Origin of the sequence: Mycobacterium sp. E1214, from assembly GCF_001666755.1 — a bacterium.
GTDB lineage: Bacteria > Actinomycetota > Actinomycetes > Mycobacteriales > Mycobacteriaceae > Mycobacterium.
The window spans coordinates 20,780-45,848 of sequence record NZ_LZJC01000077.1 but is presented as its reverse complement, the minus strand read 5'-3'; the positions used below and the strand labels follow the sequence as shown (position 1 = coordinate 45,848).

Annotated in this window: 11 protein-coding genes; 5 read left to right on the top strand and 6 right to left on the bottom strand. The window is 70.4% G+C overall.

Annotation, left to right across the window (positions count from 1 at the left end):
* Positions 1-33: 33 nt before the first annotated feature.
* Both A5700_RS09020 and pruA read right to left on the bottom strand, forming a co-directional pair.
* The gene (locus A5700_RS09020; protein ID WP_068069534.1) at positions 34-996 is read right to left on the bottom strand and encodes a proline dehydrogenase family protein; all 963 of its coding nucleotides are present in this window, start codon (positions 994-996) and stop codon (positions 34-36) included.
* Positions 996-2,627 (bottom strand): L-glutamate gamma-semialdehyde dehydrogenase, encoded by a 1,632-nt coding sequence (gene pruA / locus A5700_RS09015; protein WP_068069532.1) that lies wholly within the window; start codon positions 2,625-2,627, stop codon positions 996-998. The genes A5700_RS09020 and pruA overlap by 1 nt, the downstream gene beginning before the upstream one ends.
* An 83-nt stretch (positions 2,628-2,710) precedes the next feature.
* On the opposite strand from pruA, the gene A5700_RS09010 reads away from it, so the two are divergent.
* Positions 2,711-4,306, top strand: coding sequence for a CdaR family transcriptional regulator (locus A5700_RS09010; protein ID WP_068069530.1), 1,596 nt, complete (start codon positions 2,711-2,713; stop codon positions 4,304-4,306).
* Between the two features lie 133 nt (positions 4,307-4,439).
* Positions 4,440-5,141, top strand: coding sequence for a GAP family protein (locus A5700_RS09005; protein WP_068069527.1), 702 nt, complete (start codon positions 4,440-4,442; stop codon positions 5,139-5,141).
* 2 nt (positions 5,142-5,143) lie between these two features.
* Here the strand turns inward: A5700_RS09005 and A5700_RS09000 are convergent, their stop codons facing one another.
* The 4 genes from A5700_RS09000 to A5700_RS08985 all read right to left on the bottom strand — a co-directional run bounded on the left by A5700_RS09000 (position 5,144) and on the right by A5700_RS08985 (position 18,876).
* Complete coding sequence (locus A5700_RS09000) at positions 5,144-5,461, bottom strand: hypothetical protein (protein ID WP_068069525.1); 318 nt, start codon at positions 5,459-5,461, stop codon at positions 5,144-5,146.
* Positions 5,458-6,723, bottom strand: a complete 1,266-nt coding sequence (gene sat / locus A5700_RS08995) for a sulfate adenylyltransferase (RefSeq protein WP_068069523.1) — start codon at positions 6,721-6,723, stop codon at positions 5,458-5,460. The genes A5700_RS09000 and sat overlap by 4 nt, the downstream gene beginning before the upstream one ends.
* An 81-nt stretch (positions 6,724-6,804) precedes the next feature.
* Positions 6,805-7,482 (bottom strand): adenylyl-sulfate kinase, encoded by a 678-nt coding sequence (gene cysC / locus A5700_RS08990; RefSeq protein WP_068204633.1) that lies wholly within the window; start codon positions 7,480-7,482, stop codon positions 6,805-6,807.
* A 447-nt stretch (positions 7,483-7,929) separates the two neighbouring features.
* Positions 7,930-18,876: a type I polyketide synthase gene (locus A5700_RS08985; RefSeq protein WP_068204629.1), complete on the bottom strand. Its 10,947-nt coding sequence runs from the start codon at positions 18,874-18,876 to the stop codon at positions 7,930-7,932.
* A gap of 453 nt (positions 18,877-19,329) precedes the next feature.
* On the opposite strand from A5700_RS08985, the gene A5700_RS08975 reads away from it, so the two are divergent.
* The 3 genes from A5700_RS08975 (at position 19,330) to pe (ending at position 25,029) form a co-directional block, all read left to right on the top strand.
* Positions 19,330-20,751: a condensation domain-containing protein gene (locus A5700_RS08975; protein ID WP_068069515.1), complete on the top strand. Its 1,422-nt coding sequence runs from the start codon at positions 19,330-19,332 to the stop codon at positions 20,749-20,751.
* A gap of 87 nt (positions 20,752-20,838) precedes the next feature.
* Positions 20,839-23,847: an RND family transporter gene (locus A5700_RS08970; protein WP_068069513.1), complete on the top strand. Its 3,009-nt coding sequence runs from the start codon at positions 20,839-20,841 to the stop codon at positions 23,845-23,847.
* 57 nt (positions 23,848-23,904) lie between these two features.
* Positions 23,905-25,029 carry an acyltransferase PE gene (gene pe / locus A5700_RS08965; protein WP_068069511.1) on the top strand — a complete coding sequence of 375 codons (1,125 nt, stop codon included), beginning with the start codon at positions 23,905-23,907 and terminating at the stop codon, positions 25,027-25,029.
* The last annotated feature ends 40 nt before the right edge of the window (positions 25,030-25,069 follow it).

The window sequence follows — 25,069 nt, the reverse complement described above, 5'->3', positions numbered from 1 at the left end:
CGCACCGCGTCCCGACGGCCCAGACCCGCGCGCTCACCGATGGGCCAGCGCGCGCAGGAAGAACGCGAGGTTGGCGGGCCGTTCGGCCAGCCGCCGCATGAAGTAGCCGTACCACTGCCCGCCGAAGGGGACGTAGACCCGCACGGCGTTGCCCGCTTCGGCCAGCCGGCGCTGCTCGTCGTCGCGGATGCCGTAGAGCATCTGGTACTCGAAGTCGGCTGTGCCACGGCCGAACTGCCCGGCCAGCCGCGGAACCGCCTCGACGATTTGCGGGTCGTGCGAGGCCACCATCGGATAGCCCGCGCCGCCCATCAGCACCCGCAGGCATGCCAGGTAGGACTCGGTGACCGCGGCCGCGTCCCGGTAGGCCACCGACGCCGGTTCGTCGTAGGCGCCCTTGCACAGCCGGACCCGCGCCCCGGTCCCGGCGAACTCCGCGCAATCGCCGAGGGTGCGCCGCAGGTAGGCCTGCAACACCACCCCGAGCCAGTCGAAGTCCCCGCGCAGTTCCCGCACGATGGACAGCGTGGTGTCGGTGGTCGTGTGGTCCTCGGCGTCCACGGTCACCCACACGTCCGCACGTTGCGCCGCCGCGCAGATCGCGAAGGCGTTGTCCCGCGCGATCTTTGCGCCGTCGCGGTCCAGCGCCCGCCCCAGCGCGGACAGCTTCACCGACACCTCCAACGGGCGCACGCCGCCCGCCGGCTGCGCGTCGCGGCGCCCGAGGCGCTCGATCAGGTCGAGATAGACCCGCACCGCGGCGTCGGCGTCGCGGACGTCGGTGACGTCCTCGCCGAGGTAGTCGAGGCTGACCAGGCGACCCGAATCACGCAGCGCCGCAGCGGTTCCCAGCGCGGCGTCGACGGTCTCGCCCGGGACGAACCGGCGCACCACCCTGCGGGTGGCGGGTAGGCGCTCGGCGGCGCGGCGCAACCCCTCGCCGCGGCCGGCCGCCAAGATCACCGGGCGCAGGGTGCCGGCGAACACGCCGGCCATCAGTCGGCGTCCATGTGCGGGTAGCCGTGCCGGGTCGCGGGCACGAACGTCTCCTTGATGGTCCGGGCCGAGGTCCAGCGCATCAGGTTGAGCACCGACCCCGCCTTATCGTTGGTCCCCGACCCGCGCGACCCGCCGAACGGCTGGCGCCCGACGACCGCGCCGGTCGGCTTGTCGTTGACGTAGAAGTTGCCGGCCGCGAACCGCAACCGCTCCTGGGCTTTCAGCACGGCCGCGCGGTCGTCGGCGATGACGGCACCGGTCAGCGCGTACCGGGAGCCGGTGTCGATGACTTCGAGGATGCGGTCGTAGTCGTCGTCGGGGTAGACGTGCACCGCCAGCAGTGGGCCGAAGTATTCGGTGGCGAACGCCTCGTCGGTCGGGTCGTCGGAGAGCAGCACGGTGGGGCGCACGAAATACCCGACGCTGTCGTCGTATTCGCCGCCCACCGCGACGGTCAGGTGGGCGGCGCCCTTGGCCCGTTCGATGGCGTCGACGTTCTTGGCGTACGCGCGCCGGTCGATCAGCGCGCCGCCGAAATTGCTCAGATCGGTGACGTCGCCGTAGCGCAGCGCCGCCGTCTGGTCCAGGAACTCGTCGCCCATGCGCCGCCACACCGACTCGGCGACGAAGGCGCGCGAGGCCGCCGAGCACTTCTGCCCCTGGTAGTCGAAGGCGCCGCGGATCAGGGCCGTGGCCAACACCTCCGGGCGCGCCGAGGCGTGGGCGAGCACGAAGTCCTTGCCGCCGGTCTCCCCGACGAGTCGCGGATAGCTCTGGTAGCGGTCGATGTTGGCGCCCACCCGTTGCCACAACTGGCCGAAGGTGGCCGTCGAACCGGTGAAGTGGATCCCCGCCAGCCGCGGATCGGCCAGCGCCACGTCGGAGACCGCGAGGCCGTCACCGGTCACCAGGTTGATCACCCCGGGCGGCAGGCCCGCGGCTTCGAGCAGTTGCATGGTGAGGTAGGCCGATAGCGTCTGGGTGATCGACGGCTTCCACACCACGGTGTTGCCCAGCAGCGCCGGCGCCGTCGGCAGGTTGCCCGCGATGGAGGTGAAGTTGAACGGGGTGATCGCGTACACGAACCCGTCCAGCGGCCGGTAATCGCTGCGGTTCCACTCCCCCGGCCCGCTGATCGGCTGCTGCGCCAGCAGCTGGCGCGCGAACGCCACGTTGAAGCGCCAGAAGTCGATCTGTTCGCACGGCGAGTCGATCTCAGCCTGATAGGCCGACTTGGACTGGCCGAGCATGGTTGCGGCGGCGATCTTTTCGCGCCACGGCCCGGCCAGCAGGTCGGCGGCCCGCAGGAACACCGCGGCCCGCTCGTCGAAAGGCGTTGCGGCCCAATCGTGTTTCGCCGACGTCGCGGCGTCGATGGCCGCTGCCGCGTCGGCGGCCACGGCGTTGGTCAGGGTGCCGAGCGTGGCGGCGTGGCGGTGTGGCTGCACGACGTCGACGCGATCGCCGTCGCCCATCCGGTGTTTACCGCCGATCACGTGGGGCAGGTCGAGGGGATTGTCGGCCAGGGCGGCGAGTTCGGCGCGCAGCCGGGCGCGTTCCGGCGAGTGCGGGGCGTAGTCGTGAACGGGCTCGTTGCCCGGCACGGGGACTTGGGTGATCGCGTCCATGGTGCCAGGGTCCTCGCGCCGGACGCGCAGGAATTTAGCCGATCGGACAAGACTGGCGCGCGAGAGTAGTACGATCGGACAGCATGGCCGGTGTCGGGCTGGGTCAGTTGCTGCTCGCGCTGGACGCGACGCTGGTCAGCCTGGTGGACGCGCCGCGCGGCCTGGACCTGTCGGTGCGCTCGACGGCGTTCATCGATTCCGACGACGTCCGGCTGGGTCTGGCGGCGGCGGCGAGCTCCGCCGACGTCTTCTTCCTGGTGGGTGTCGGCGACGCCGAGGGGTTGCGCTGGGTCGACGACCAGGCGCGGGACCGGGTGCCGGTGGCGGTCTTCGTCAAGGAACCGTCGGCGGCGTTGGTCAGCGCCGCCGTCGCGGCCGGGTCGGCCGTCGTCGCCGTCGACCCGAGGGCCCGCTGGGAGCGGCTGTACCACTTGGTCAACCACGTCCTGGAGCACCACCGCGACCGCGCCGACGCGGTGGACGACTCGGGCACCGACCTGTTCGGGTTGGCGCAATCGCTCGCCGAACGCATCCACGGCATGGTCAGCATCGAAAACGCCCGCTCCCACGTGCTGGCCTACTCGGCGTCCAACGACGAGGCCGACGAGCTGCGCCGGCTGTCCATCCTCGGCCGGGCCGGCCCGCCCGATCACCTGGAGTGGATCGGCCAGTGGGGCATCTTCGACGCGCTGCGGGCGGGCAACGAGGTGGTGCGCGTCGCCGAGCGGCCCGAGTTGGGGCTGCGTCCCCGGCTGGCCGTCGGCATCTACCGGCCGGCGCCCGACGCCCGGCGACCCCCGGTGTTTGCCGGCACCATCTGGGTGCAGCAAGGTTCGACGCCGCTGGCCGACGACGCCGAGGAGATGCTGCGCGGCGCGGCCGTCCTGGCGGGGCGCATCCTGGCGCGCCTGGCGGCCCGCCCGTCGACGCAGGCGCGCCGCGTGCAGCAACTCCTCGGGCTCACCGACGCCGGCCCCGTGACGCCCGACGACGTCGCCGCCGCCGCGCGCGACCTGGGCCTGAGCGCCGACGGCCCCGCGGCGCTCGTCGGTTGGGACGCCACGGGCAGCACCCCCCGGCTGGCCCGGCTCGACGAGGTGATCGCGCTGAGCGCCAACGCGTTTCGCCACGACGCGCAGGTGGCCACGCGGGCGTCGCGGATCTACGTGCTGCTGCCGCAGACGCAGCCCCGCGCGGTCGCGTCGTGGGCGCGGGGGGCGGTCGGCGCGTTGCGCGCCGAGCTGGGCGTGCAGCTGCGGGCGGCCATCGCCGCGCCGATCGCCGGCCTGGGCGGGGTCGCCGCGGCCCGCGTGGAGATCGACCGCGTGCTGGACAGCGCTGAGCGCCATCCGGTTTCGATCGGGCCGGTAACGTCGTTGGCCGAGGCGCGCACCACCGTCCTGCTCGACGAAATCGTGACGCTCGTCGGCGGCGAGGACCGACTGCTCGACCCGCGGATCGCGCAGTTGCGCGCGCAGGAGCCGGTGCTGGCCGAGACGCTGCGCACCTACCTGGACAGCTTCGGCGACATCGGCGCGGCCGCGCGGTCGCTGCAGGTACACCCCAACACCGTGCGCTACCGGGTGCGCCGGATCGAGAGGCTGCTGGCGGTGTCGCTGGCCGATCCCGAGGTGCGACTGCTGTTTTCGCTGGGCCTGCGGGTCGCGCAGCAACGATAGCGACACCCCGTACCACCCCGGCGGCCGCGGGGCCGTTCCCCGGTAACGTGGCCCGCATGCGCCAACTCGTGCGGGAGGTCCACGCCTGCGCGGGCGAGACATTGCGGGCCCCGGCGCCTTGATCCCGTCCGCCGTGCTGGTCACCATCGTCGTGATGGCCCTCGCCGTCAGCCTGGAGCCGTTCCGCATCGGCATGACCGTGCTGATGCTCAACCGGCCCAGGCCGGCGCTGCAGTTACTGGCCTTCCTGTCCGGCGGCTTCGCGATGGGGACGACGGTCGGCCTGGCGGTGCTGTTCGTCTTTCGGCGCGTGTTGCCCGCAGCCACATACTTCACGCTGCCCCGGGTGCAGGTCATGATCGGTGCGCTGGCGCTGCTGGCCGCGGCCGTGCTGGCGGGCCGGGCGAGCGTCCTGCGGCGATCGCGGCGCGATCGGGCAGCGCCGGCCGGCGACGAGCGGGACGGCTCCGGGGGAGCGCCAGGACGGTTGGCCTCGTGGCGAACCCGGATCCGCAACGAGCGCTCGCTCTGGGTGGCGGCGGCGGCCGGGCTGGGCATCGCGCTGCCGTCGGTGGACTACCTGGCCGCCCTGGCCGCCATCCTGGCGTCGCGTGCCGCGGTCGTCAGCCAGGTCGGCGCGCTGGTGGTGTTCAACGTGGTCGCGTTCGCCTTCGTCGAGATCCCGCTGATCGCCTACGCCATCACGCCCGAGGCGACGCGCGCCACCATGACCGCGCTGCAGCGGTGGATACGGTCGCGGCGGGACACCGAGGTCGCGGGCCTGTTGGCCGCGGTCGGTGCTGTCCTGCTCGCGGTCGGCGCGATCAGCCTGTAGCGCTAGGGCTGCGATTCGGCGAGGAACCGCTCCACCACGTCGGGCCCGGTGGAATGCAGCGCGATGGACAGCTCCAGCAGCCTGTCCTTGGCCTTCTTGGGGAGCAACTCGATCGACTTGGTGGTGGCCGAGTCGTACTTCGCACCCGGAAATCGCTGCAACACAACGTCTTTCTGCTCTTCGGTGGTGTAGATCTCCAGCAGCTTCATGCCGGCGAAGGCCTCTCTGGCCGAATCGGCCATCCCCGCCTCCGCCAGCGCCTGCAGCCGCTCCTCGTTGATCCAGACATTGACCTTGATCGCGGCGTCGGTCGTGCTCATCGGTCGCGTCCCTCCAATTGCTCCAGGTAGAAGATGGGAAGCCGGTTCTGCAGATACTCTTCGTCGACGAACGGCGACCCCTGCCCGTACTGGGCGGCGCTCTGCATGACCACGTCGAAAACCTCGGGCCGCATCACCATGCGCGTCGGCTTCACCTCGTCGGTCAGGATGCTTCGGATCAAGCTGCCGCTGAAACTCTGGGCCGTCTCGTCGAAGCCGCACAGCGCCGAGCTTTCGATGCCGGAACACTCCGGGCTGAACCAGTTCTCGCGCAGGAAGACGGGCTTGAGACCGAGTTGGTCCCGGTGTTGCTGCAGCAGGTTCTGCGCGTCGTAGGGGCCGTAGAAATCGCCGACCCCGGCGTGGTCGCGCCCGAACATGTGATGCGTGCAGCCGAGATTCGTCCGCAGGATGGCGTGGAAGATGGCCTCCCGAGGGCCGGCATACCGCATGTCCCACAAGGTGAACGACACCATGTGCACGTCCTCGCGGAAGTACCCGCTGGTGCGCAGCGCGTCTTGGGTCAGCAGGATGGCCTCGTCGACGTAGTCGCCAATCCTTTTCTGCCCCATGATCGCGTTAACGAGCACGCCGGTCTTCAACGTGTCGACGGGCAAGTCCTCGTTGGCGGCGAACCAGGCCTGCTTCATCAGCGCCTCGTGACCCGTGTGCGGGACGTTGCGGGTCTGGTGAGCGACGACGTGCTGCCAGCCTTTGCGCTGCGCCGCCTCGCGGTGCTGGATCGGGGTCAGCCAGAAGCTCTTGAAGGGCTCGTTGAAGACCGGTTCGTTGATCAGCGTGATGTCCCCGCCGACGAACCGGTTCTCATATGCCAGCGTCTTCTTCACCCCGGGATGCCGCGGATCCGTTGTCCCATAGGTCTTTTCGGCGAGGCTGTGCAGGTCGTACTCGTAGATCTCGGCGACGTCGAAGATCGCGATCGGGGCGTCGAGGTAGTCGAGCACCACGCTGGCGCCCTCCGTGATGCCCAGCCTCTCGATGTCGTCGGCGGAGATGTCGAACACGATCGGAATGCTCCACAGCGTTCCGTCCGGGAGCTGCAGTTTGTCCAGCGTGCTGTCCACCTCGTGGCGGCCCATGAACCCGGTCAGCGGCGTGAAGAACCCGTAGGAGAGGCTGATGACCTCGTGCGCCGTCGCCTTCGATATCGGAACTCGCGGCAAGCCCTCGATCCGGCCGGCCGCGCCCTCGGTCGACACCCGCTGCACGATCGGCTTTCCGTTGTGTCCCGTATAGCTCATCTGCTGACCTCGTTTCGACGATTCGCCTCTGACAGTGACGTTTTCGGCCGGCCCCGCGCTTCTGCAGGGCCCGCAGGGGTCCTAGACCTCGGCGCCGTCCCGGTCGGCGGCGACGGTCGGGATGATGCCGGTCTTCTCGAGGTGCGCAATCACTTCGTCGGCCAGCGTCTCGGCGTCCTTGAGGCCGCCCTCGAGCCGCAACTCCGGCTCCGCGGGAGCTTCGTACGGGTCGTCGATGCCCGTGAATCCCTTAATCTGTCCGGCCCGCGCTTTCTTGTAAAGCCCTTTGGGGTCGCGCTTTTCGCAGATCTCGATCGGCGTGTCGATGAAGATCTCCTGAAAGTCACCCTCGTCGAGGGTTTCGCGCACCGCGTCGCGGTCGCGCCGGTAGGGACTGATGAAGGCGGTCAGCGCGATGACGCCGGCCTCGCAGAACAGCTTCGAGACCGCGCCGATGCGCCGGATGTTCTCCTCGCGATCCTCCGCGGAGAAGCCCAGCCCGAACCGCCGGGCGAACTCGGCCCCGTGGCGCGGTTCGAGGGTGTCCGGGCCGGCGTTGAGCCCGTAGCGGACGTTGTCGCCGTCGAGCAGGTAACTGCGCACCCCGCGCTCGTAGAGCTTCTGCTCGACCGTGTTGGCCACCGTGCTCTTGCCGCTCCCGCTGAGCCCGGTGAACCACAGGACGCAGCCGCGGTGCCCGTTCAGTTGTTCCCGGCTGCCGCGGCTGATGTGGTGCTCGTGCCAGGTGATGTTCGACATTGCTAGCTCCTCGTGGCCGTCGCGGGCAGGGCATCGGGTGGGGCGTGGGGGTGACGCGACCTACCGCGACCGCGCACCGAGGCGACGGCGCCGCGTCGCTGACAGTCAGCTAACTTTACGACAGATCCCCAGCCGCCAAGTCACGTCGCTGCACGCGGTAGCCGCCCGCCGCGTCGTCGCGCGTCGGCGGTTTCGCGGCCTCGGCACCGCCGCGCCGTGGGCACCCGCCGGCCCGGGCCGCCGATCCGCCGCGCCGCGGCGCTCAATCGCGCACGAAGGCCCAGCAACGGTCGCCGCGCGGGCACGTGCGGTCGGCACCCGCGGGGTTCGGCGACGCGGCGCTCGACACCGCCCCGCCGGCCCGGCACGACGGCCCGCGGGTGCCGCGACGGCGCCGACGCCAGAGTTACGATCGGGGCGAGTTCAACTGCCACCCGCGGGTGGGGGTCACTGCCCACCCGGCTGCGCGACCACGTCGGGCACCTGCTCCGCCAAGTACTCGGCGAGCCCACCGATCGTCGGATAGTCGAAGACCGCGGTGGCGTTGATCGTGAACACCCCACCGAACTGAGCGTGCAACCGGTTGCGCAGCTCGACCGCCATCAACGAGTCCGTGCCCAGGTCCAAGAACCGGCTGGACGCGGCGGGCGGCGTGGCGAGCCGCAGGAAGTGCTGCACTTCGCGCTGCAGGTGCTCGGTGAGGAAAGCGGCGCGCTGCCCCTCGGGCACCTCGTGCAGTTGCTTGAGCAGCTCGCTGTCGACGACTTCGGCCGATTCGCTGGGCAGCACCAGATCCAGGATCGGCGGCCGCGAGCCGCCCATGACTTTCGCCGCCCGCGCCCAGTTCGCCTTGAGCACCGTCGCCTGCCCGGTGCCGTTGGCGACCACCTCGGCGAGCGCGCCGAGGGCGTCCGCGGCGTCCAGCGGGAGCAGCCCCTGGGCGCTGATGTTCGCGCTGGCCGCCTCCGACGCGGCCATACCGGCGCCACCCCAGGGACCGAAGTTGATGCAGGTGGCCGGCAGGCCGCGCGCTTTGCGGTCCGCGACCAGGCCATCGAGCAACGCGTTCGCCGTCGAGTAGTTCGCCTGCCCGGGCGGGCCGAGCAAGCTCGACACCGACGAGGACACGATGAAGAAGTCCAGCGCGTCGTCCCGGGTCAACCGGTCCAGGTGCAAAGCGCCGAAGGCCTTCGGCGCCAACGTGGTTCGGAACCGGTTGAGGTCCTGCTGCTTGAGCAACGCGTCGTCGAGAACCCCGGCCAGATGCGCGACACCGGCGAGCGGCGGCAGCTCGTCGCGGATGCGCTCCAGCAGCTGTTCGACGTCCGGCTCGCGGCCCACGTCGGCCGAGAACGTGTGGATCCGCGTCTTGTAGCGCTCGGTGATCTCCTCGATCGTCGCGCGCGCGTCCGCGTCCGGCTCCCGCCGGCTGGTCAACACGATGTCCCCCGCGCCGCGCTGCGCCAGGTAGGCCGCCGCGCTCAGGCCGATGGCGCCCAGGCCGCCGGTGATCAGGTAGGTCCGATCCGGTTGCGGCGCCAGCGCATTGGGCATCTGGCACACGATCTTTCCGATGTGGCGGGCCTGCTGCATGCGGCGGAACGCCGTCCTGGCCTCGGTCAGCGGGTAGACCTCGGCGGGCAGCGGCATCCACTCCCCCTTGGCCAGCCCTTCCGACACCTCGGTGAGCAGGTCGCGGATGCGTTCCGGCTCTTCGAACATCACCGTGTCCAGCGCGACGATCTCGTAGGCGATGTCGGGCCGGGCTTCGGCCATCTGCTCGCGGGTCCAGATGTCGCGTTTGGCGATCTCGGCGAATCGGCCGTTGCGCGCGGTGGCCCGCACCGTCGCCTCGATGAACCCCTCACCGGTCAGGCTGTTGAGCACCACGTCCACGCCGGCGCCGTCGGTGTCCCGCAGGATCTGGTCGGCGAAATCGGTGCTGCGCGAATCGTAGACGTGCTCCACGCCGAGGTTGCGCAGCGTCGCACGCTTGAAGGTGCTGGCCGTCGCGAAGACGTGAGCGCCGTGCTGCTGCGCCATCTGGATCGCCGCCAATCCGACACCGCCGCTGGCGGCGTGGATCAGCACCTTGTCGCCGGGGTTCAGCTTCGCCCAGTCGAACGAGAGCCGCACCGTGAGCGCCGCCGCCGGAATGGTGGCCGCCTCCACCGCGCTGACCCCGTCCGGGATCGGCGCCACGAATTGGGCGGGCACGTTGAACCGGCTGGCGAACGCGCCCTGCATGGAGCCGTAGACCCGCTGGCCGACCTCCAGTCCGGTCACGCCCTCGCCGAGTTGGGTGACGGTGCCGGCGAAGTCACCACCGACCGGGCCCGGGTCCCCGGGGTAGAGGCCCAACACGTTGAGCACGTCGCGGAAGTTCAGGCCGGCGGCCTCGACCCGCACCTGGACGTAGCCCCCGTCCGGCGGCAGGGCGTCCTTCTCGGTCAGACGCAGGTTGTCGATCGCACCGCGTTCGGTGGGCAACAGGGCGTAGTCGTCGGCGCGCGGCACGTTGAGGTGACCGCTACGCGACCACTGCAGCAGCCGGGACGCCAGCGCCTTGCCTTGCCGCACAGCCAATTCCGGCTCGTCGATGGGGCTGGCAAGCAAACCGGTCAGCAACGTCACCGCCTCCGGCGAGCCGTCGACGTCCACGAGCCTGCTGCGCAGCCCCGGTTCCTCGTTCGCCAGGGTGCGCCCCAGGCCCCACAGCGCGGCCTGGACCGCGTCGACCGGCTCCGCGGATTCGGTCGCCACAGCGCGTTCGGTGACGATCCACAGCCCGCCGGGCAGTTTCACCGAGTTGTCTTCCTGCGCGGTGTGCACCGCGCTGAGCAGGTTGTCGACCTCGGCCTCCAGCCGGCTGATCGCCGCGGCGGTCGACTCGTTCGCCGCGCGGCCGCGGCTGCGCCACACGATGCCCGTGTACGGCACGCCCGTCTGGTGCGCGTGCGCCAGCACCTGGCCCAGCAGCTCGGAGTCGTCGGTCCGGTCGAACGGGATGCAGCCCGGCAGCGCCGCCGCCAGTTCGCCGAACCCGGCGACCAGCCAGGTGCCGCCGGGGTGTGCGGCCTGCTCGGCCGCGGCCAGCGGCACCTCGTGCCAGCCCAGGGTGTAGAGCAACCGGGTCGCGTCGCCGCCGAGCCCGCGCAACAACGCCTCCCGCGGCGCCCGCTTGACGGTGAAGCCGTGGATGCCGCCGAGGTCGCGGCCGTCGCGGCCGACGTAGTGCAGGTCGAAGACCTGGGTTTCGCTCATCAGCTCGTTGGTGCGCCACGTGGCCCGGCAGTAGAACCGGCGAGGCATCTTGTCGGTCAGCGTGACCTGCTCGTAGCGCAGCGGCAAGAACAACCCGCTGACGCCTTGTTCGGCCGCCCGCAGCGCCGGGAACGCGGGAAACGCGACGCCCGTGCACAGGTCCATCAGCACCGGGTGCATCGGCTCGGTCCCCAGGTTCTCTGCCAGCTCCTCGCCGACCGAGATGTCGCCGACCGCCTCGCCCTCGCCGAGCCACAGCGATTTCAGCGACCCGGACCAGTTGGGGCCCCACGACAGCTCCATGTCGTCGAAGGTCTCGAACAGCTCCTGCGGACGCATCCGCTCCATCCGTTCGATCGCGTCGTCGATGGGCTCGGCCTGGTCGGGCTCGGCGCCGGCACCCGCGAGCGCGGTGCCGTCGGCGTTGCGCGACCACTCGGCATCCTTGACGCCGTAAGGCCGGCTGTGCACCGAAAACTTCCAGCCCTCGTCGAGCGGGTGCAGCGTCAGTTGCACCTCGCGAGACGCCTTGTCGGGCAGGATGATCGGCTCGTAGAAGAAGACCTCTTTGACGTGCGCCGGCGTGCCGACGGCGGCCAGGGCCATCGCGGCGTAGGTGGCGCCGGGAACGACGACGGTGCCATAGATGACGTGGTCACCCAGCCAGGGCTGCGATTTGACCGACAGCCTGCTGGTGTAGACCGTGTCGCCCGACGCGAGATCCTTGCCGCTGCCGAGCAATCCCGACATCGCCGGGCCGTCGACGGTGATCGCCGAGCTCTTGGGCCAGAAGCGGCGCCGCTGGAACGGGTAGGTCGGCAGTTCCAGCCGGCGGCCGCGCGGCGGGTGCAGCGCGGCGAACGTTGGCCGGTGACCGCTGACGTAGGCGTTGGCCAACGCGTCGGCGATCTGACGACGGTCGGCGACGCCCTTGCGCAGCGACACGATGGCCCGCGGTGCGGCCAGGTGCTCCGGCCAGACCTGGACCGCGGCCCCGGTCAACACCGGCTGCGGGCCGATCTCCATGAGCACCGTGCAACCCAGCGCGGCGACGGTGCGCACGCTCTCGGCGAACTGCACCGGCTGCCGGGAATGCCTGCGCCAGTATTGCGCGTCCAGCGGGGTTTCCGCGGTCAGGATGGCGCCCGTGCGGTTGCACACCAACGGCAGCGTCGGCGTCGCGAACGCGAATTGGCTTGCGAACGACTCGAATTCACCCAGGACCGGTTCCAGCAGCTCGGAGTGGAAGGCGTGGCTGGTCTCCAGCCACGTGCAGCGCACCCCGTCGCCGCTGAACGTGGCGACCACCTGCTCGAGGTCGCCGACCGGCCCCGAGAGCACCGTGTTGGGCCCGTTGTACGCGCCGACCGAAACCTTCGGGAACGCACCGGCCACCTGCTCGACCTGCGTGGGGTCGGCGAAGACGGCCACCATGCGGCCGCCCGCGGGCAGGCTGCCGAACAGCCGGCCGCGCTCGGCCATCAGGCGGGCACCGTCCTCGAGGCTGAACACCCCGGCCACGCAGGCCGCGGCGTACTGGCCCACGCTGTGGCCGAGGACGACGTCGGGCTCGAGGCCCCAGGACTGCCAGAGTCGCGCCAGACCCATCTCGACGGCGAACAACGCCGGCTGCGCGAACGACGTGTGCTTGAGCGTTTGCCCGGCCCTGCCGCCGGTTTCGCGGTCGGTGGCGAAGATGACGTCCAGCAGCGGCTGTCCGAGGGTCCCGCTGACCGCGTCCGCGCACCGTTGCACCGTCTCGGCGAAAACCGGCTCCGCGGCGAACAATTCGCGCGCCATCCCGGGGTATTGGCTGCCCTGCCCGGTGAACAGCCACGCCGTCGTCGGCCGGTCGGCGCACTCGGCGCGATACACGCCCGGACGCAGCTGGCCGGCGGACAGGTCGGCGATGCCCGTGAGGGCCGTGGGCACCGAATCCACCACGAGCGCGGCGCGGTGCTCGAAGTGCGAGCGGCCCGCACCGGCCGTCAGTGCCACCTCGGCGATGTCGGCGTCCGGGTGTTCGGTCAGCCACGCGCCGTACCGCTGCGCGAGTTCGACCAGCGCCTCCGCGGAGCGCGCCGACAACGGCAGCACGCTGACCGCGCCGCGCGAACCGGTCGACTCCGCGGCATCGGCGGGCTCGGCGTCGGCGACCGCCGGCGCCTCTTCGATCAGGACGTGCGCGTTGGTGCCGGTGAACCCGAACGAGCTGACACCGGCGCGCCGCGGCCGCCCGTTGGCCTCCCACGGCGTCGGCGCGTCGACGACCTTCACCGGCAGCGAGCCCCACGGGATGTGCGGCGACGGGTTGTCGAAGTGCAGGCTGGGGGGCAGCACACCGTTTTGCAGTGACAGCACCACCTTGATCAGCCCCGCCGCGCCCGACGCGGATTCGGTGTGGCCGATGTTGGTCTTCACCGAGCCCATCAGCAGCGGCCGGTTGGTGTCGCGCGCCGCGCCGTAGACGGCTCCGGCCGCCTGGACCTCGATCGGGTCGCCGAGCGGGGTGCCCGTCCCGTGCGCCTCGAGGTAGTCGATGTCCGCTCCGGACAGGCCGGCCCGGGCCAGCGCCGTGGCGATAAGCCGTTGCTGCGCACCACCATTGGGGACGGTCAGACCGCTCGACGCGCCGTCCTGGTTGACCGCGCTGCCCGGGATCACCGCGGCGACGTGGTCACCGTCGCGCCGCGCGTCGCTGAGCCGCTTGAGCACCAGGATGCCGCAGCCCTCGCTGCGGACGTACCCGTCGGCCGAGGCGTCGAAGGTCTTGCACCGCCCGACCGGCGACAGCATCCGGGCGCGCGACGCGGCGACCACCGTCACGGGACTGAGCAAGACGTTCACCCCGCCCGCCACCGCGAGGTCGCAGTCACCGGAGTGCAGCGCCTGCACCGCCTGGTGGACGGCGACGAGCGACGAACTGCACGCCGTGTCGACCGCGACCGCCGGCCCCTCGAAGCCGAGCGCGAAGGCCACCCGCCCGGAGATCGCGTTGAGCGCGTTGCCGGTGATGAAATACGGCTCGATCTTGTCGATGGACTCGGCCGAGAGCAGATGCGCGTATTCGTTGGCCGCCACACCGGCGAAGATGCCGGTTCGGCTGCCGCGCAACGACGCCGGCGCGTAACCGGCCCGCTCCAGCCCCTCCCACACGGTTTCGAGCATGAGCCGCTGCTGCGGCTCGATCCAGACGGCCTCGCGCGGCGAGATGCCGAAGAACTCGGGGTCGAACCCGTCGATGCCGTCCAGGAAGCCGCCGAAGCGGGTGTAGGTCTTGCCCACGGTGTCCGGGTCGGGGTCGTAGAACTCGTCGATGTCGAACCGGTCCTCGGGCACCTCCCGGATCGCGTCGACACCTTCGGACAGCACGCCCCAAAACGCCTCGGGATTGGGGGCTTTGGGGAACCGGCAGGACACGGCGATGATCGCGATCGGCTCGTCGGAGGCGGCCGCGGCCGCGGCGGCCGGCGCCGGGGTGGACTTGTGCTCGGTCAGCGCCAGGACGTCACCGAGCAGGTAGTCGACCACGTCGGACAACCGGGGGTAGTCCATGGCCAGCGTCGCGGGGATCTCGGCGCCCACCCCCTGCTCGATGCGCCGCCGCAACTCGACGGCCATCAGCGAATCCATGCCGAGGTCGAAAAATCCGGCGTCCTCGCGGATCTCGGACGGGTCTATCCGGGTGACGTCGGCCACCTCGTCGCGCAGGAAGTTCGACAGGAGTCTGCGGCGTTGCTGCACGGGCGCGCCTGCGAGCCGTTCGACCAACTCCGTCTTCCCGGACGCCCTGGTGCGCGCCGCGACGCCGCCGGGCACCTCACCCTCGAGTTCGGCCTCCAGCTCGGCCAGGAACGCGCGCCGGCCCGCTTGCTGGTAGAGCGGCAGGAATCGCGCCCAGTCGACACGGGCCACGACGCCCTGCGCGGCCCCCCGGTCACCGGCGATCAGGTCGGCCAGACCGGCCAGCGCGTCGGCCGGCGTGAGGGTCTTGATGCCGCGCTTGTCCAACTTGGCGCGCGCCTCGGCGTCGGCCATGCCCACCGACCAGGGGCCGAAGTTGGCGCTGACACCGGCGATGCCGCGCTCGCGCAGGCGCCAGCTCAACCCGTCCAAGAAGGCGTTGGCCGCGCCGTAGGCGGTCTGCCCGTAGCCACCCCACACCGAGGCGATCGAGGAGGTGCAGACGAAGAAATCCAACGCCAAATCCTCGGCGGCCTCGCTGAGATGCCAAGCCCCCCAGACCTTTCCGGCAAAAACCCGGTCGATCTCGGGGTCGCCGAGGTCGCTGAGCGCGGTGCCGGCGATCTCGCCCGCGGCATGCACGATGCCGGCCAGCGGCGGCAGCTCGGCCGCGACGGTGGCCAGCAGTCGCGCGACGTCGTGGGCGTCGGCGACGTCGGCGGTCACGACGCGGATCTCGGTGCCGTGCTGCCCGCCCAGCGCGTCGATGCGCTGCCGCGCAGCCTCGGTCGGGGCGCGCCGGCTGGTCAGCACCAGGTGCTTGGCACCGTGGGCCGCGAGGTAGCCGGCGATCTCCAGCCCGATCGAACCGAGGCCTCCCGTCACCAGGTAGCTGGCGTCGGCGCGCACCGCCGGCGGGGCGGCGCTCGGCGCGCCGACCCGGCGCACCAGCCGGGGCACGTGCGTCGAGTCCGTACGGATCGCCAACTGGTCCTCGCGGCGATCGGCGACGGCCAGGTGGTCGAGCAGCCGCGCCCACTCGCCCGCGTCGCCCGTCGACAGGTCGGCCAGCCCGCCCCACACGTGGGGCAGCTCCAGCGAGGCCGCCCGGCCGAATCCCCACAGCGCCGTCTGTTCCGGTGACACGACGTCGCCGTCGAGGACGCGCTGCGCCCCGCGGGTCACCAACCAGATCGGCGCCCGCAGCCCGGCGGCCGCCGCGGTCCCCAAGAGCCGCCGGGCGCCTCCGAGCAGCTGGTGTTGCAGCCGCAACAGTGCGCGCTGCGAGGGCCCGGTGGACGCCTGCGGCGCCGCGACGGCCACGATCCTCAAGCCCGCGGACTGCTCGGCCGCCGCCGACATTGCGGCCGTCAGGGCGACCGTCAACTCCTGCTCGTCGGTGTCCGATGCGGGCAGCGCAAGGACGCGGTGGTCGTCGCCGCGCGCGGTGAGCGCCTCGAGTAGCGGCGCCATCGCGGCACCGGGGTCGCCGACGAGCAACCAGGTGACCGGCTCGGCGACGCCGGATTCGGCGAGAGCGCCCGTTTGCCAACGGAATTCGTAACGCGCGTCGGTGATGGCGGCGGTGGTGCGCTGCGCGTTGTGCTGAGCGGCGAGCTTCGCGAGCACACCGAGGGTGTGCGCATCGTCACCGGCACCGCCGACGAGGGCGGCCAGTTCGGCGATCTTGCCGTCCTCGAGCAGCCGCACGACGGGGCTGGTCGACGGCGACTGCTGCGACGGCGCCTCGCGGCCCTCCCGGAACCAGTACTGCCGGTGCTGGAAGGGGTAGGTGGGCAGGTCGAGCCGGCGCGCGGGCCCGTGCAGCACCGCGCGGAAGTCGGGTTCGTGCCCCAGCGCGTAGGCGTCGGCGAGGGCTTCGAGGATCTGCCGGTGGTCGGCGGTGTTCTTGCGCAGCGACGCGATCGCCCGCGGCGTGGTCGACGGCTCGGGCCACGCCCGCAGCGCCGCGGCGGTGAGCACCGGCTGCGGTCCGATCTCCAGCAGCACCTTGCAACCCAGTTCGTGCAACGTCCGCACGCTCTTGGCGAATTCGACCGGCTGGCGGGCGTGCCGGCGCCAGTAGTTGCCGTCGAGCTTCTGGGTGCGGCCGATCGCGGCGCCGGTGCGGTTGTCGATCAGAATCCGTTGCGGCGGCGCGTAGGTGAAGCCGTCCGCGTACCTCTCGAACTCGTCGAGAATCGGGTCCAGCAGCGCCGAGTGGAACGCGTGGCTGGTGTCCAGCCGGTCGCAACGCGTGCCGTCGGCGCTCAGCGCCGCGACCGCCTGGTCCACATCGCCTGCGGGACCGGACAATACGGTGTTGGCGCCGTTGTAGGCGGCGACCGACAGGCTGGGGAACCGGTCGGTGAGGGCCTCTACGCGCTCCGCGCCGGCGAACACCGCGACCATCCGGCCGCCGGCGGGCAGGCTGCCGAACAAACGGCCACGCTCGGCCATCAGCAGGGCGCCGTCTTCGAGGCTCAGCACGCCGGCGACGCACGCCGCCGCGTACTGGCCGACGCTGTGCCCCAGCACCACGTCGGGTTCGAAACCCCAGGACTGCCACAGCCGGGCCAGACCCATCTCGATCGCGAACAGCGCCGGCTGGGCGTACGACGTCTGCCGCAGCGTCTCGCCGTCCCGGTCGTCCACCGCGAAAATGACGTCGAGCAACGGCTTTTCGAGCGCGTCGGCGACCACTTCGGCGCAGCAGCGCACCGTGTCGGCGAATACCGGCTCGCTGTCGAACAATTCGCGGGCCATGCCCGGGTACTGGCTGCCTTGGCCGGTGAACAGCCACGCCGTCTTCGGCCGGTCGTGCGCCTCCCCGCGGACCAGCCCGGGCGCGGGGCGGTCCTCGGCCAGCGCGGCGAGCAGGTCGCGGGCGCCTGCCATCGAGTCGACGACCAGCGCCGCGCGGTGTTCCAGGTGTGCCCGGCCCACGCCGGCGGTGAAGCACAAATCCGCCACGGTCGCTTCGGGGTGCGCGCGCAGCCAGGTGTGGTAGTTCCCGGCGAGCTGCACCAGCGCGGCCGGGGTGCGCGCCGACAGGGCAAGCACGCGGGGCCGCCCCTCGCGGTGCGCTTCGACCGGCTGGGGCGCCGCCGTGGCTCGGTCCGCCGGTTCGGGAGCCTCCGCGAGGATGACATGGGCGTTGGTTCCGGCGAAACCGAAGGAGCTGACCCCCGCGATCCGGGGCCGGCCGTTGCGTTCCCACGCGGTCGGTTCCGTCACGACCTGCACCGCGAGCCGGTCCCACGGAATGTGCGGCGACGGGTCCCGGAAGTGCAAATGCTCTGGCAGCAACTCGTTTTCGAGCGACAGGATCACCTTGATCACCCCGGCGATGCCCGCCGCGGCTTCCAGGTGCCCGATGTTGGTCTTGACCGAACCGATCAGCAGGGGCCGGTCCGCCTCGCGCCCGGCACCCAAAACGGCGCCCGCGGCCTGGGCCTCGATGGGATCGCCGAGCGACGTCCCGGTCCCGTGCGCCTCCAGGTACCCCACGTCACCGGGCGCGACGCCGGCGCGTTTGCACGCCTCGGCGATAACCCGCTGTTGGGCAACGCCGTTGGGGACCGTCAAACCGCCCGACGCGCCGTCCTGGTTGATCGCGCTTCCCCGGATCACCGCGCGGATCCGGTCGCCGTCGCGGATCGCGTCGGCGAGCCGCTTCACGACGATCACGCCGCAGCCCTCGCCGCGCACGTAGCCGTCGGCCGCCGCGTCGAACGTCTTGCACCGGCCGTCGGGGGCCAGCATGTGCGCGTGCGAGAACGTGATCATGGTGGCGGGCGTGAGCAACACGTTGGCGCCGCCGGCCAGCGCGAGGTCGCATTCCCCGAGGCGCAGCGCTTGGCAGGCCTGGTGGATCGCCACCAGCGAGGAACTGCACGCCGTGTCGACCGCGACCGCGGGACCCTGCAGACCCAGCCGGTAGCTGATCCGCCCGGCCGCCGCGGCCGACGACGTCCCGATCGCCATGTAGGGCTCGATCTCGGCGTACGTCAGCTCGTCGGACGCCATGCCCAGGTAATCATGGGTGGCCAGACCGACGAAGACGCCGGTGTTGGTGTTCGCCAAAGCCGTTGGCGCCGTTCCCGAATGCTCCACCGCCCGCCATGCCGTCTCCAGCAGCAGCCGGTGTTGGGGGTCCAGCGACTTGACTTCGCGGGCCGACATGCCGAAAAACGGCGCGTCGAACCCCGCGACGTCGTCGACGAAGCCGGCCCGCCGGGTCACCACCTTGCCGGGCGCGTCGGGGTCGGGGTCGAAGAACTCCTCGGCGTCCCACCGGTCCGGGGGCACCTCCGAGATGGCGTCCCGGCCCTCGCGAAGGACCTGCCAGAACTCGTCCGCGTCCGCGGCACCGGGAAAGCGCGCCGCGTAGCCGACGATCGCAAAACTCGATTCCGTACCTACAGGGCCTTCGACGGATGCCATGCAGCTGTCCTCCTCACCTCGGCCGGTGCGGGTCCGATGCCCACGCGCCGGCCTACCGACTCCGGGCCGCGGAAGACCCCGGAGCACGTCACGCGCCGCACACCACACACCGCGAGCCGCCCTTTTCGGACCGGCCGGTGCGGAACCTGCGCAGCATAATCCTCGACCGCATCACGGTGTTGCCCCGCGACACCTTCGTCGCGCCGCGCCCGGCGAACGCCACCGGGCCTGACCGTACGGCCCGCGTCCAGGGCGGGCCGCCCATCACCATAACCACTCGGCGGCCGGAATCGCCGGAGCCGTGCCGACGCGTCCACCCCCACCACGGCGCGCGGCACAGACGCTATCTTGGGTCTGGCTATCTTGGGTCTCGCCACCAACCCGGCCGCGGCGCAGCCTTCACTTCAAGGCAGCCTTGCCCAAGAAAATCTCGCCGGATCGAAAGAGAAGATATTGCAAATCGGGAAAATCACGATCGGCGCGCTCGACGATTGGCTGCCGTCCCCGGGCGCCGTCGTCTCCTGGCACCCGACGCCCGCGGCCGCCGAGCAGGTGCGCCACGCGCCGGTCAGCACCGTGCCGGTCAGCTATATGCAGGGCCAACACCTGCGCAACTTTCACGAGCGCACCACCGCGGGCCTGGACTTCTCCCGTCAGATCATCGCCACCTGCGAGGTTCCCGGCCGATGTGACATCGCGGCGATGGATTACGCCGTGAACACCTACTTGCGCCGCCACGACACGTTTCGCAGCTGGTTCGAGCGCACCAGCGACGGGGAATTTGTCAGGCACACCATCGGCGACCCCGCCGTCATCGAATTCGCACCGATCGACCACGGCACCATGACGGTCGAGGGTATCCACGCGCACGTCGTCGCGATCCCGAATCCCCTGGAGTGGGGCTGCTTCACCTTCGGAATCGTGCAGAGCGAGAGCACATTCACGTTCTTTGCCGCGATGGACCACGTGCACGGGGATGCGACATTGATCGGCACAACGATGCTCGAGGCCAACGGCATGTATTCGGCGATGAGCGGCGGCGGTGCGCCCTTGACGCTTCCCGACGCCGGTAGCTTCGACGACTTCTGCTCCCGCGAACGCGAGTACACCTCGACCCTGACCGTGGATTCGCCGGGGGTGCGCACGTGGATCGAGTTCGCGGAGAACAACGACGGCGGGTTTCCCGAGTTCCCGCTGCCGCTGGGCAACCCGTCGGAGTCCACCACGAGCGCCATGACCTCCGAGTTGCTGATGAGCGCCGAGCAGACCCAGCAATTCGAGTCCGCCTGCGCGGCGGCGGGCGCGCGTTTCGTCGGGGGCCTGTTTGCCTGTCTTGCCCTGGTGGAGCACGAATTCACCGGTGCGCTGACGTATTACGGGTTGACCCCGCGTGATTCGCGGGCGGCCACGGACAATTTCATGACGCAGGGGTGGTTCACCGGCCTGATCCCGATCACCGTTCCCATTGCCGCGACGTCCTTCGGTGAGGCGGCGTGGGCGGCGCAGAGTTGTTTCGATTCGGGGCTGCATCTGGCGAAGGTGCCCTACTACCGGGTGCTGGAGCTGGCGCCGTGGCTGAGCTGGCCACGACCGAACTTCCCGGTGTCGAACTTCTTCCACGGCGGCGCGGCCCCGCTCAACGCCGTCCTCGCGGCGGCCGAGATGGGCCTGGCCAACAACATCGGGATCTACTCGGACGGCCGGTACTCCTACCAGATGACCGTTTACATCTTCCGGTACGGGGAGGGCACGGCGATGGCGTTGATGTATCCGGACAACCCGATCGCGCGTAAATCGGTTGCGCGCTATCTGGATGCGATGAAGTCGGTGTGCGGGCGTGTCGCCGACAGCGGGCATTGGGGACGCGTTGCCTGACGGGAATTCGGCGGGCCCGGCGCCGGAGCGTCGGCGGCCGCCGCCGCCCGCGGGCGCGCACAATGGCAGCGATCGAGGTGAGGCGATGTGCGACGAGTAGCAGATTTCGTGGTGCGCTGGCCGTGGGCGGTCGTGGGGTTGTGGCTCGCGGTGGCGGTCGCGCTGCCGCTGACGTCCCCGTCCCTGGGTGAGATGGCTCAGCAGCATCCGCTGTCGATCCTGCCGCACGACGCACCGTCCAGCGTCACCGCCCGGAAGATGACCGAGGCCTTTCACGAATCGGGTTCCGAGGACCTGCTGCTGGTCGTCCTCACCGACGACAACGGGCTCGGCCCCGTCGACGAGGCGGCCTACGCCAAGCTGGTGGACGCCCTGCGCCGGGACACCCGGGACGTGGTGATGCTGCAGGACTTCCTCAGCACGCCGGCATTGCGATCGGTCGTCACCAGTTCCGACCACAAGGCGTGGGTGCTGCCCGTCGGCGTCGCCGGCGAGATCGGCACCCCACGGTCTGACACCGCGTTCCATACCATCGGCGACATCGTCGACCGGACCCTCAAGCAGGCCCCCGCCGGCTCGCATCTGAGCGCCAACCTCACCGGACCCGCGGCGACCGTCGCGGACCTGACGGTCGCGGGGGCGCAGGATCGGATGCCGATCGAGCTGGCGATCGGGGTTCTGGTGCTGCTCGTGCTGCTGGTGATCTACCGCAGCGTGGTCACGATGCTGCTGCCGTTGCTGACGATCGGGGTGTCGCTGGTCATCGCGCAGGCGGTGGTTGCCGCGTACTCACAGCTGACCGGTGCGGGCGTCTCCAACCAGTCCATCGTGTTCCTCAGCGCCATCATGGCCGGCGCCGGAACGGATTACGCGGTGTTTTTAATCAGCCGCTATCACGACCACCTGCGGTCGGGCGCGGCCCCCGACGAAGCGGTCAAGCGCGCGATGGTGTCCATCGGGAAAGTCATCGGCGCGTCCGCCGCCACCGTCGGCGTGACGTTTTTGCTCATCAGCTTCGCCCGCATGGGTGTGTTCAAGACCGTCGGGGCGTCGTCGGCGATCGGCATCGGCGTCGCGTTCCTGGCCGCGGTGACGTTGCTACCCGCGGTCCTGGTGCTCGCGGGACCCCGCGGCTGGGTGCGGCCGCGGCGCGAGTTGACCGCCCGCTTCTGGCGCCGTTCCGGCATCCGCATCGTCCGCCGGCCGCGGGCACACCTGCTCGCCAGCGTGCTGGTGCTGATCGTGTTGGCCAGTTGCGCGGGCCTGGTGCGCTACAACTACGACGACCGCAAGGCCCTGCCGTCGTCGGCGCCCAGCTCGGTCGGATACGCCGCGCTGGACCGCCATTTCCCGGTGAATCAATCGATTCCCGAATACATCCTGATCCAGTCGCCGCGGGACCTGCGTACGCCGAAGGCCCTGGCGGACTTGGAACAGCTGGCCGACCGCGTCAGTCAGCTGCCGAATATCGCTGCGATCAGCGGCATTACGCGTCCCACCGGCCACGTGCCGGAACAGTTCCGGGCGACGTATCAGGCCGGCGCCATCGGCACCTTGCTGGCCGGCGGGTCCACCATGATCAACGACCACGTGGGCGACCTCAACCGGCTGGTCGCCGGCGCGGGCACGCTGGCCAACAACCTCGGCGACGTCCGCGGCCAGATCACCCAGCTCGCCGCCAGCGTGCAGGAAGTGGACAGCGCCTTCGCCTCGGCGAAGGGCCAGTACAGCGGCGATGCGCTGGTCCGGCAGGTCGACCTGGCGGCCCAGCTCGTCGACCACGTCAACTCGCTGAGCAACGCCATGGGCTGGAACTTCACCGCCGCCAAGAACATGTTCGCCTGGATCGGCCCGGTGCTGACGGCTCTGCAGGGCAACCCGGTCTGCGACGCCGACCCATCGTGCAGCAGCACGCGCGGGACGTTCGAGCAGCTGCTGGCCTCGCGAGACCAGGCGGACCTGGACGCCATCAACGATTTGGCACATCAGCTGCAGGATTCCCCGGACAAGAAGGCCCTGAAGGCGTCGACCGACCGACTGCGTGGCGCTTTGGCCAAGCTCACCACGGTGCTGCGCTCGATGGGAATGGACAAACCCGGTGGGCTGCAAGCGAACCTGAACAGCGTGCAGGACGGCGCGGGGCGCCTCGCCGGCGGCAGCCGCCAATTGGCCGACGCGGTGGCGCAACTCGTCGACCAAGTCAAGCAGCTCGGTGCGGGCCTCAGCGAGTCGGCGACGTTCCTGTTGTCGCTCAAGCGCGACGCGGCCCAGCCGGCGATGGCCGGCTTCAACATCCCACCGCAGCTGCTGCACCTCGAGGAATTCCAGAGGGCGGCCAAGGTGTTCATCTCGCCCGACGGCCACTCGGTGCGGTATTTCGTTCAGACGAAGCTCAACCCGTTCAGCACCGAGGCGATGAACCAGGTCAACGCGATCACCGCGGCCGCGCGCAGCGCGCAGCCGAACACCGCGCTGTCGGACGCCACGGTGTCGATGGCGGGCTACACCGTCGGCCTAAAAGACACCCGAGACTACTACGAACACGACATCCGGTTCATCATCGCCGTCACCCTGCTGGTCGTGTTCGTGACGTTGATCGCGCTGCTGCGTGCCATCGTCGCGCCGGTGTATCTGGTTGCCTCCGTGGTCATTTCGTATCTGTCCGCGGTCGGCATCGGCGTACTGGTGTTTCAGTATCTGCTGGGCCAGCAGCTGCATTGGAGTGTGCCCCCGTTGGCGTTCGTGGTGCTGGTCGCGGTGGGGGCCGACTACAACATGCTGCTGGTGTCGCGCATGCGTGAGGAGTCTCCGAACAGCATGCGCTACGGCATCATTCGCACCCTGGGGTCGACGGGCGGGGTGATCACCGCGGCGGGTTTGATCTTTGCCGCCTCGATGGGCGGCCTGCTCTTCTCCAGCATCGGCACCGTCGTCCAGGGCGGACTCGTGATCGGCGTGGGAATTTTGCTGGACACCTTCCTGGTGCGCACCGTCACGGTGCCGGCCATCGCCGCGCTGGCGGGGCGCGCCAACTGGTGGCCGTCCCGGGTGGGCGCGCGGTCGTCGAGGCGACGCGCCGAGCCGCAACACAATTAGCGCATGCACATGACCTGTGTGAAACTACGAGGCGAATCCGAGCGGGCAGGATTAGAGATGAAGAGATTACTTTCGACGGTCACCGCCCTGGCAACCGTCGCTGCCACAGGGTGTTTCGGAGTGAACACCGCGACGGCCGACGACACGCCCATCGGCGGTCCGCCGACGCCGGGCGCGCCCGGAGACCAGACCGCGTACGCGCTCGGCGGCGCCCACGTCGCGGGCATCCCCTACGACGAGTACATCCGCCAAGAGGGCGCCCAATGGTTTCCCGGCCAGAAGCGGGACATCGTCCCTTACCCGGCGGGCCAGATTCAGGGGCACGTGCTGGAGCGGCTTTTCCCCGGCATCGGCAAGCTCAACGAGGAGTTCCCGGGGCTGGGGGTGGACGGGCCCAGCATCGGCGAATCGGTCGACCAGGGCATCCCCACGCTCGACGCGGCGATCCGCGCCGGCCGGCCCGGCACGGCGATCGGCCTGTCCGAGGGCGGATTCGTGGTCGACGGTGAGCAGGCGCGGCTGGCGACCGACCCGAACGCTCCCCCGCCGGACAGGCTCAACTTCGCCACCTTCGGCGACCCGATCGGGCATCACGCGTTCGGCCAAAGCTTTTTGACCGCGCTGTTTCCGGTCGGCAGCGTCGTGCCCGCACTCGACTACACCATGCCCCCGCAGTACGAAAGTCAGTACGACACCAACAGATTCGTGGCTGCCTACGACCTGATCGCGGACTTCCCCGATCGCCCGGACAACATGTTCGCCCTCGCCAACACGCTGCTCGGTCTCGCCACCGGTCACACGGCGGTGGCCTTCACCAACCCGAGCATGGTGCCGCCGCAGAACATCAGGACCACGGTCAATTCGCGGGGCGCCAAGGACACCACGATCATGGTGCCGGAGAAGCACCTTCCGCTGGTGATGCCGCTGAAGTACCTCGGCATCGACGAGGGCACGCTGAACAAGCTCGACGCGATCCTGATTCCCCGGGTGAACGCCGGTTACGCCCGCAACGACGACCCCGCCACCGCCCCGGTGCAGGTCGACCCCGTGCACGGCTTCGACCCGGCCCAGGTCATCGCACCGGTCAACCGCGCCGCGCTCGGCGACGGCGACCCGCTGACGCAGGCGCTCGGCGGCGCCACGGCCGCGTTGGCGCCCGGCGCCGGTGAGGCCGGCCACTGACGATCCGACACCTTCGACCGACGAGTTTGGACATGTTGTG

What these genes read in the sequence shown, in the direction of transcription:
- cysC (WP_068204633.1), bottom strand. Translation starts at nt 7,482, where the DNA reads ATGTCGAACATCACCTGGCACGAGCACCACATCAGCCGCGGCAGCCGG.
- A5700_RS09010 (WP_068069530.1), top strand. Translation starts at nt 2,711, where the DNA reads ATGGCCGGTGTCGGGCTGGGTCAGTTGCTGCTCGCGCTGGACGCGACG.
- pe (WP_068069511.1), top strand. Translation starts at nt 23,905, where the DNA reads ATGAAGAGATTACTTTCGACGGTCACCGCCCTGGCAACCGTCGCTGCC.
- A5700_RS09000 (WP_068069525.1), bottom strand. Translation starts at nt 5,461, where the DNA reads ATGAGCACGACCGACGCCGCGATCAAGGTCAATGTCTGGATCAACGAG.
- pruA (WP_068069532.1), bottom strand. Translation starts at nt 2,627, where the DNA reads ATGGACGCGATCACCCAAGTCCCCGTGCCGGGCAACGAGCCCGTTCAC.
- A5700_RS08985 (WP_068204629.1), bottom strand. Translation starts at nt 18,876, where the DNA reads ATGGCATCCGTCGAAGGCCCTGTAGGTACGGAATCGAGTTTTGCGATC.
- sat (WP_068069523.1), bottom strand. Translation starts at nt 6,723, where the DNA reads ATGAGCTATACGGGACACAACGGAAAGCCGATCGTGCAGCGGGTGTCG.
- A5700_RS09020 (WP_068069534.1), bottom strand. Translation starts at nt 996, where the DNA reads ATGGCCGGCGTGTTCGCCGGCACCCTGCGCCCGGTGATCTTGGCGGCC.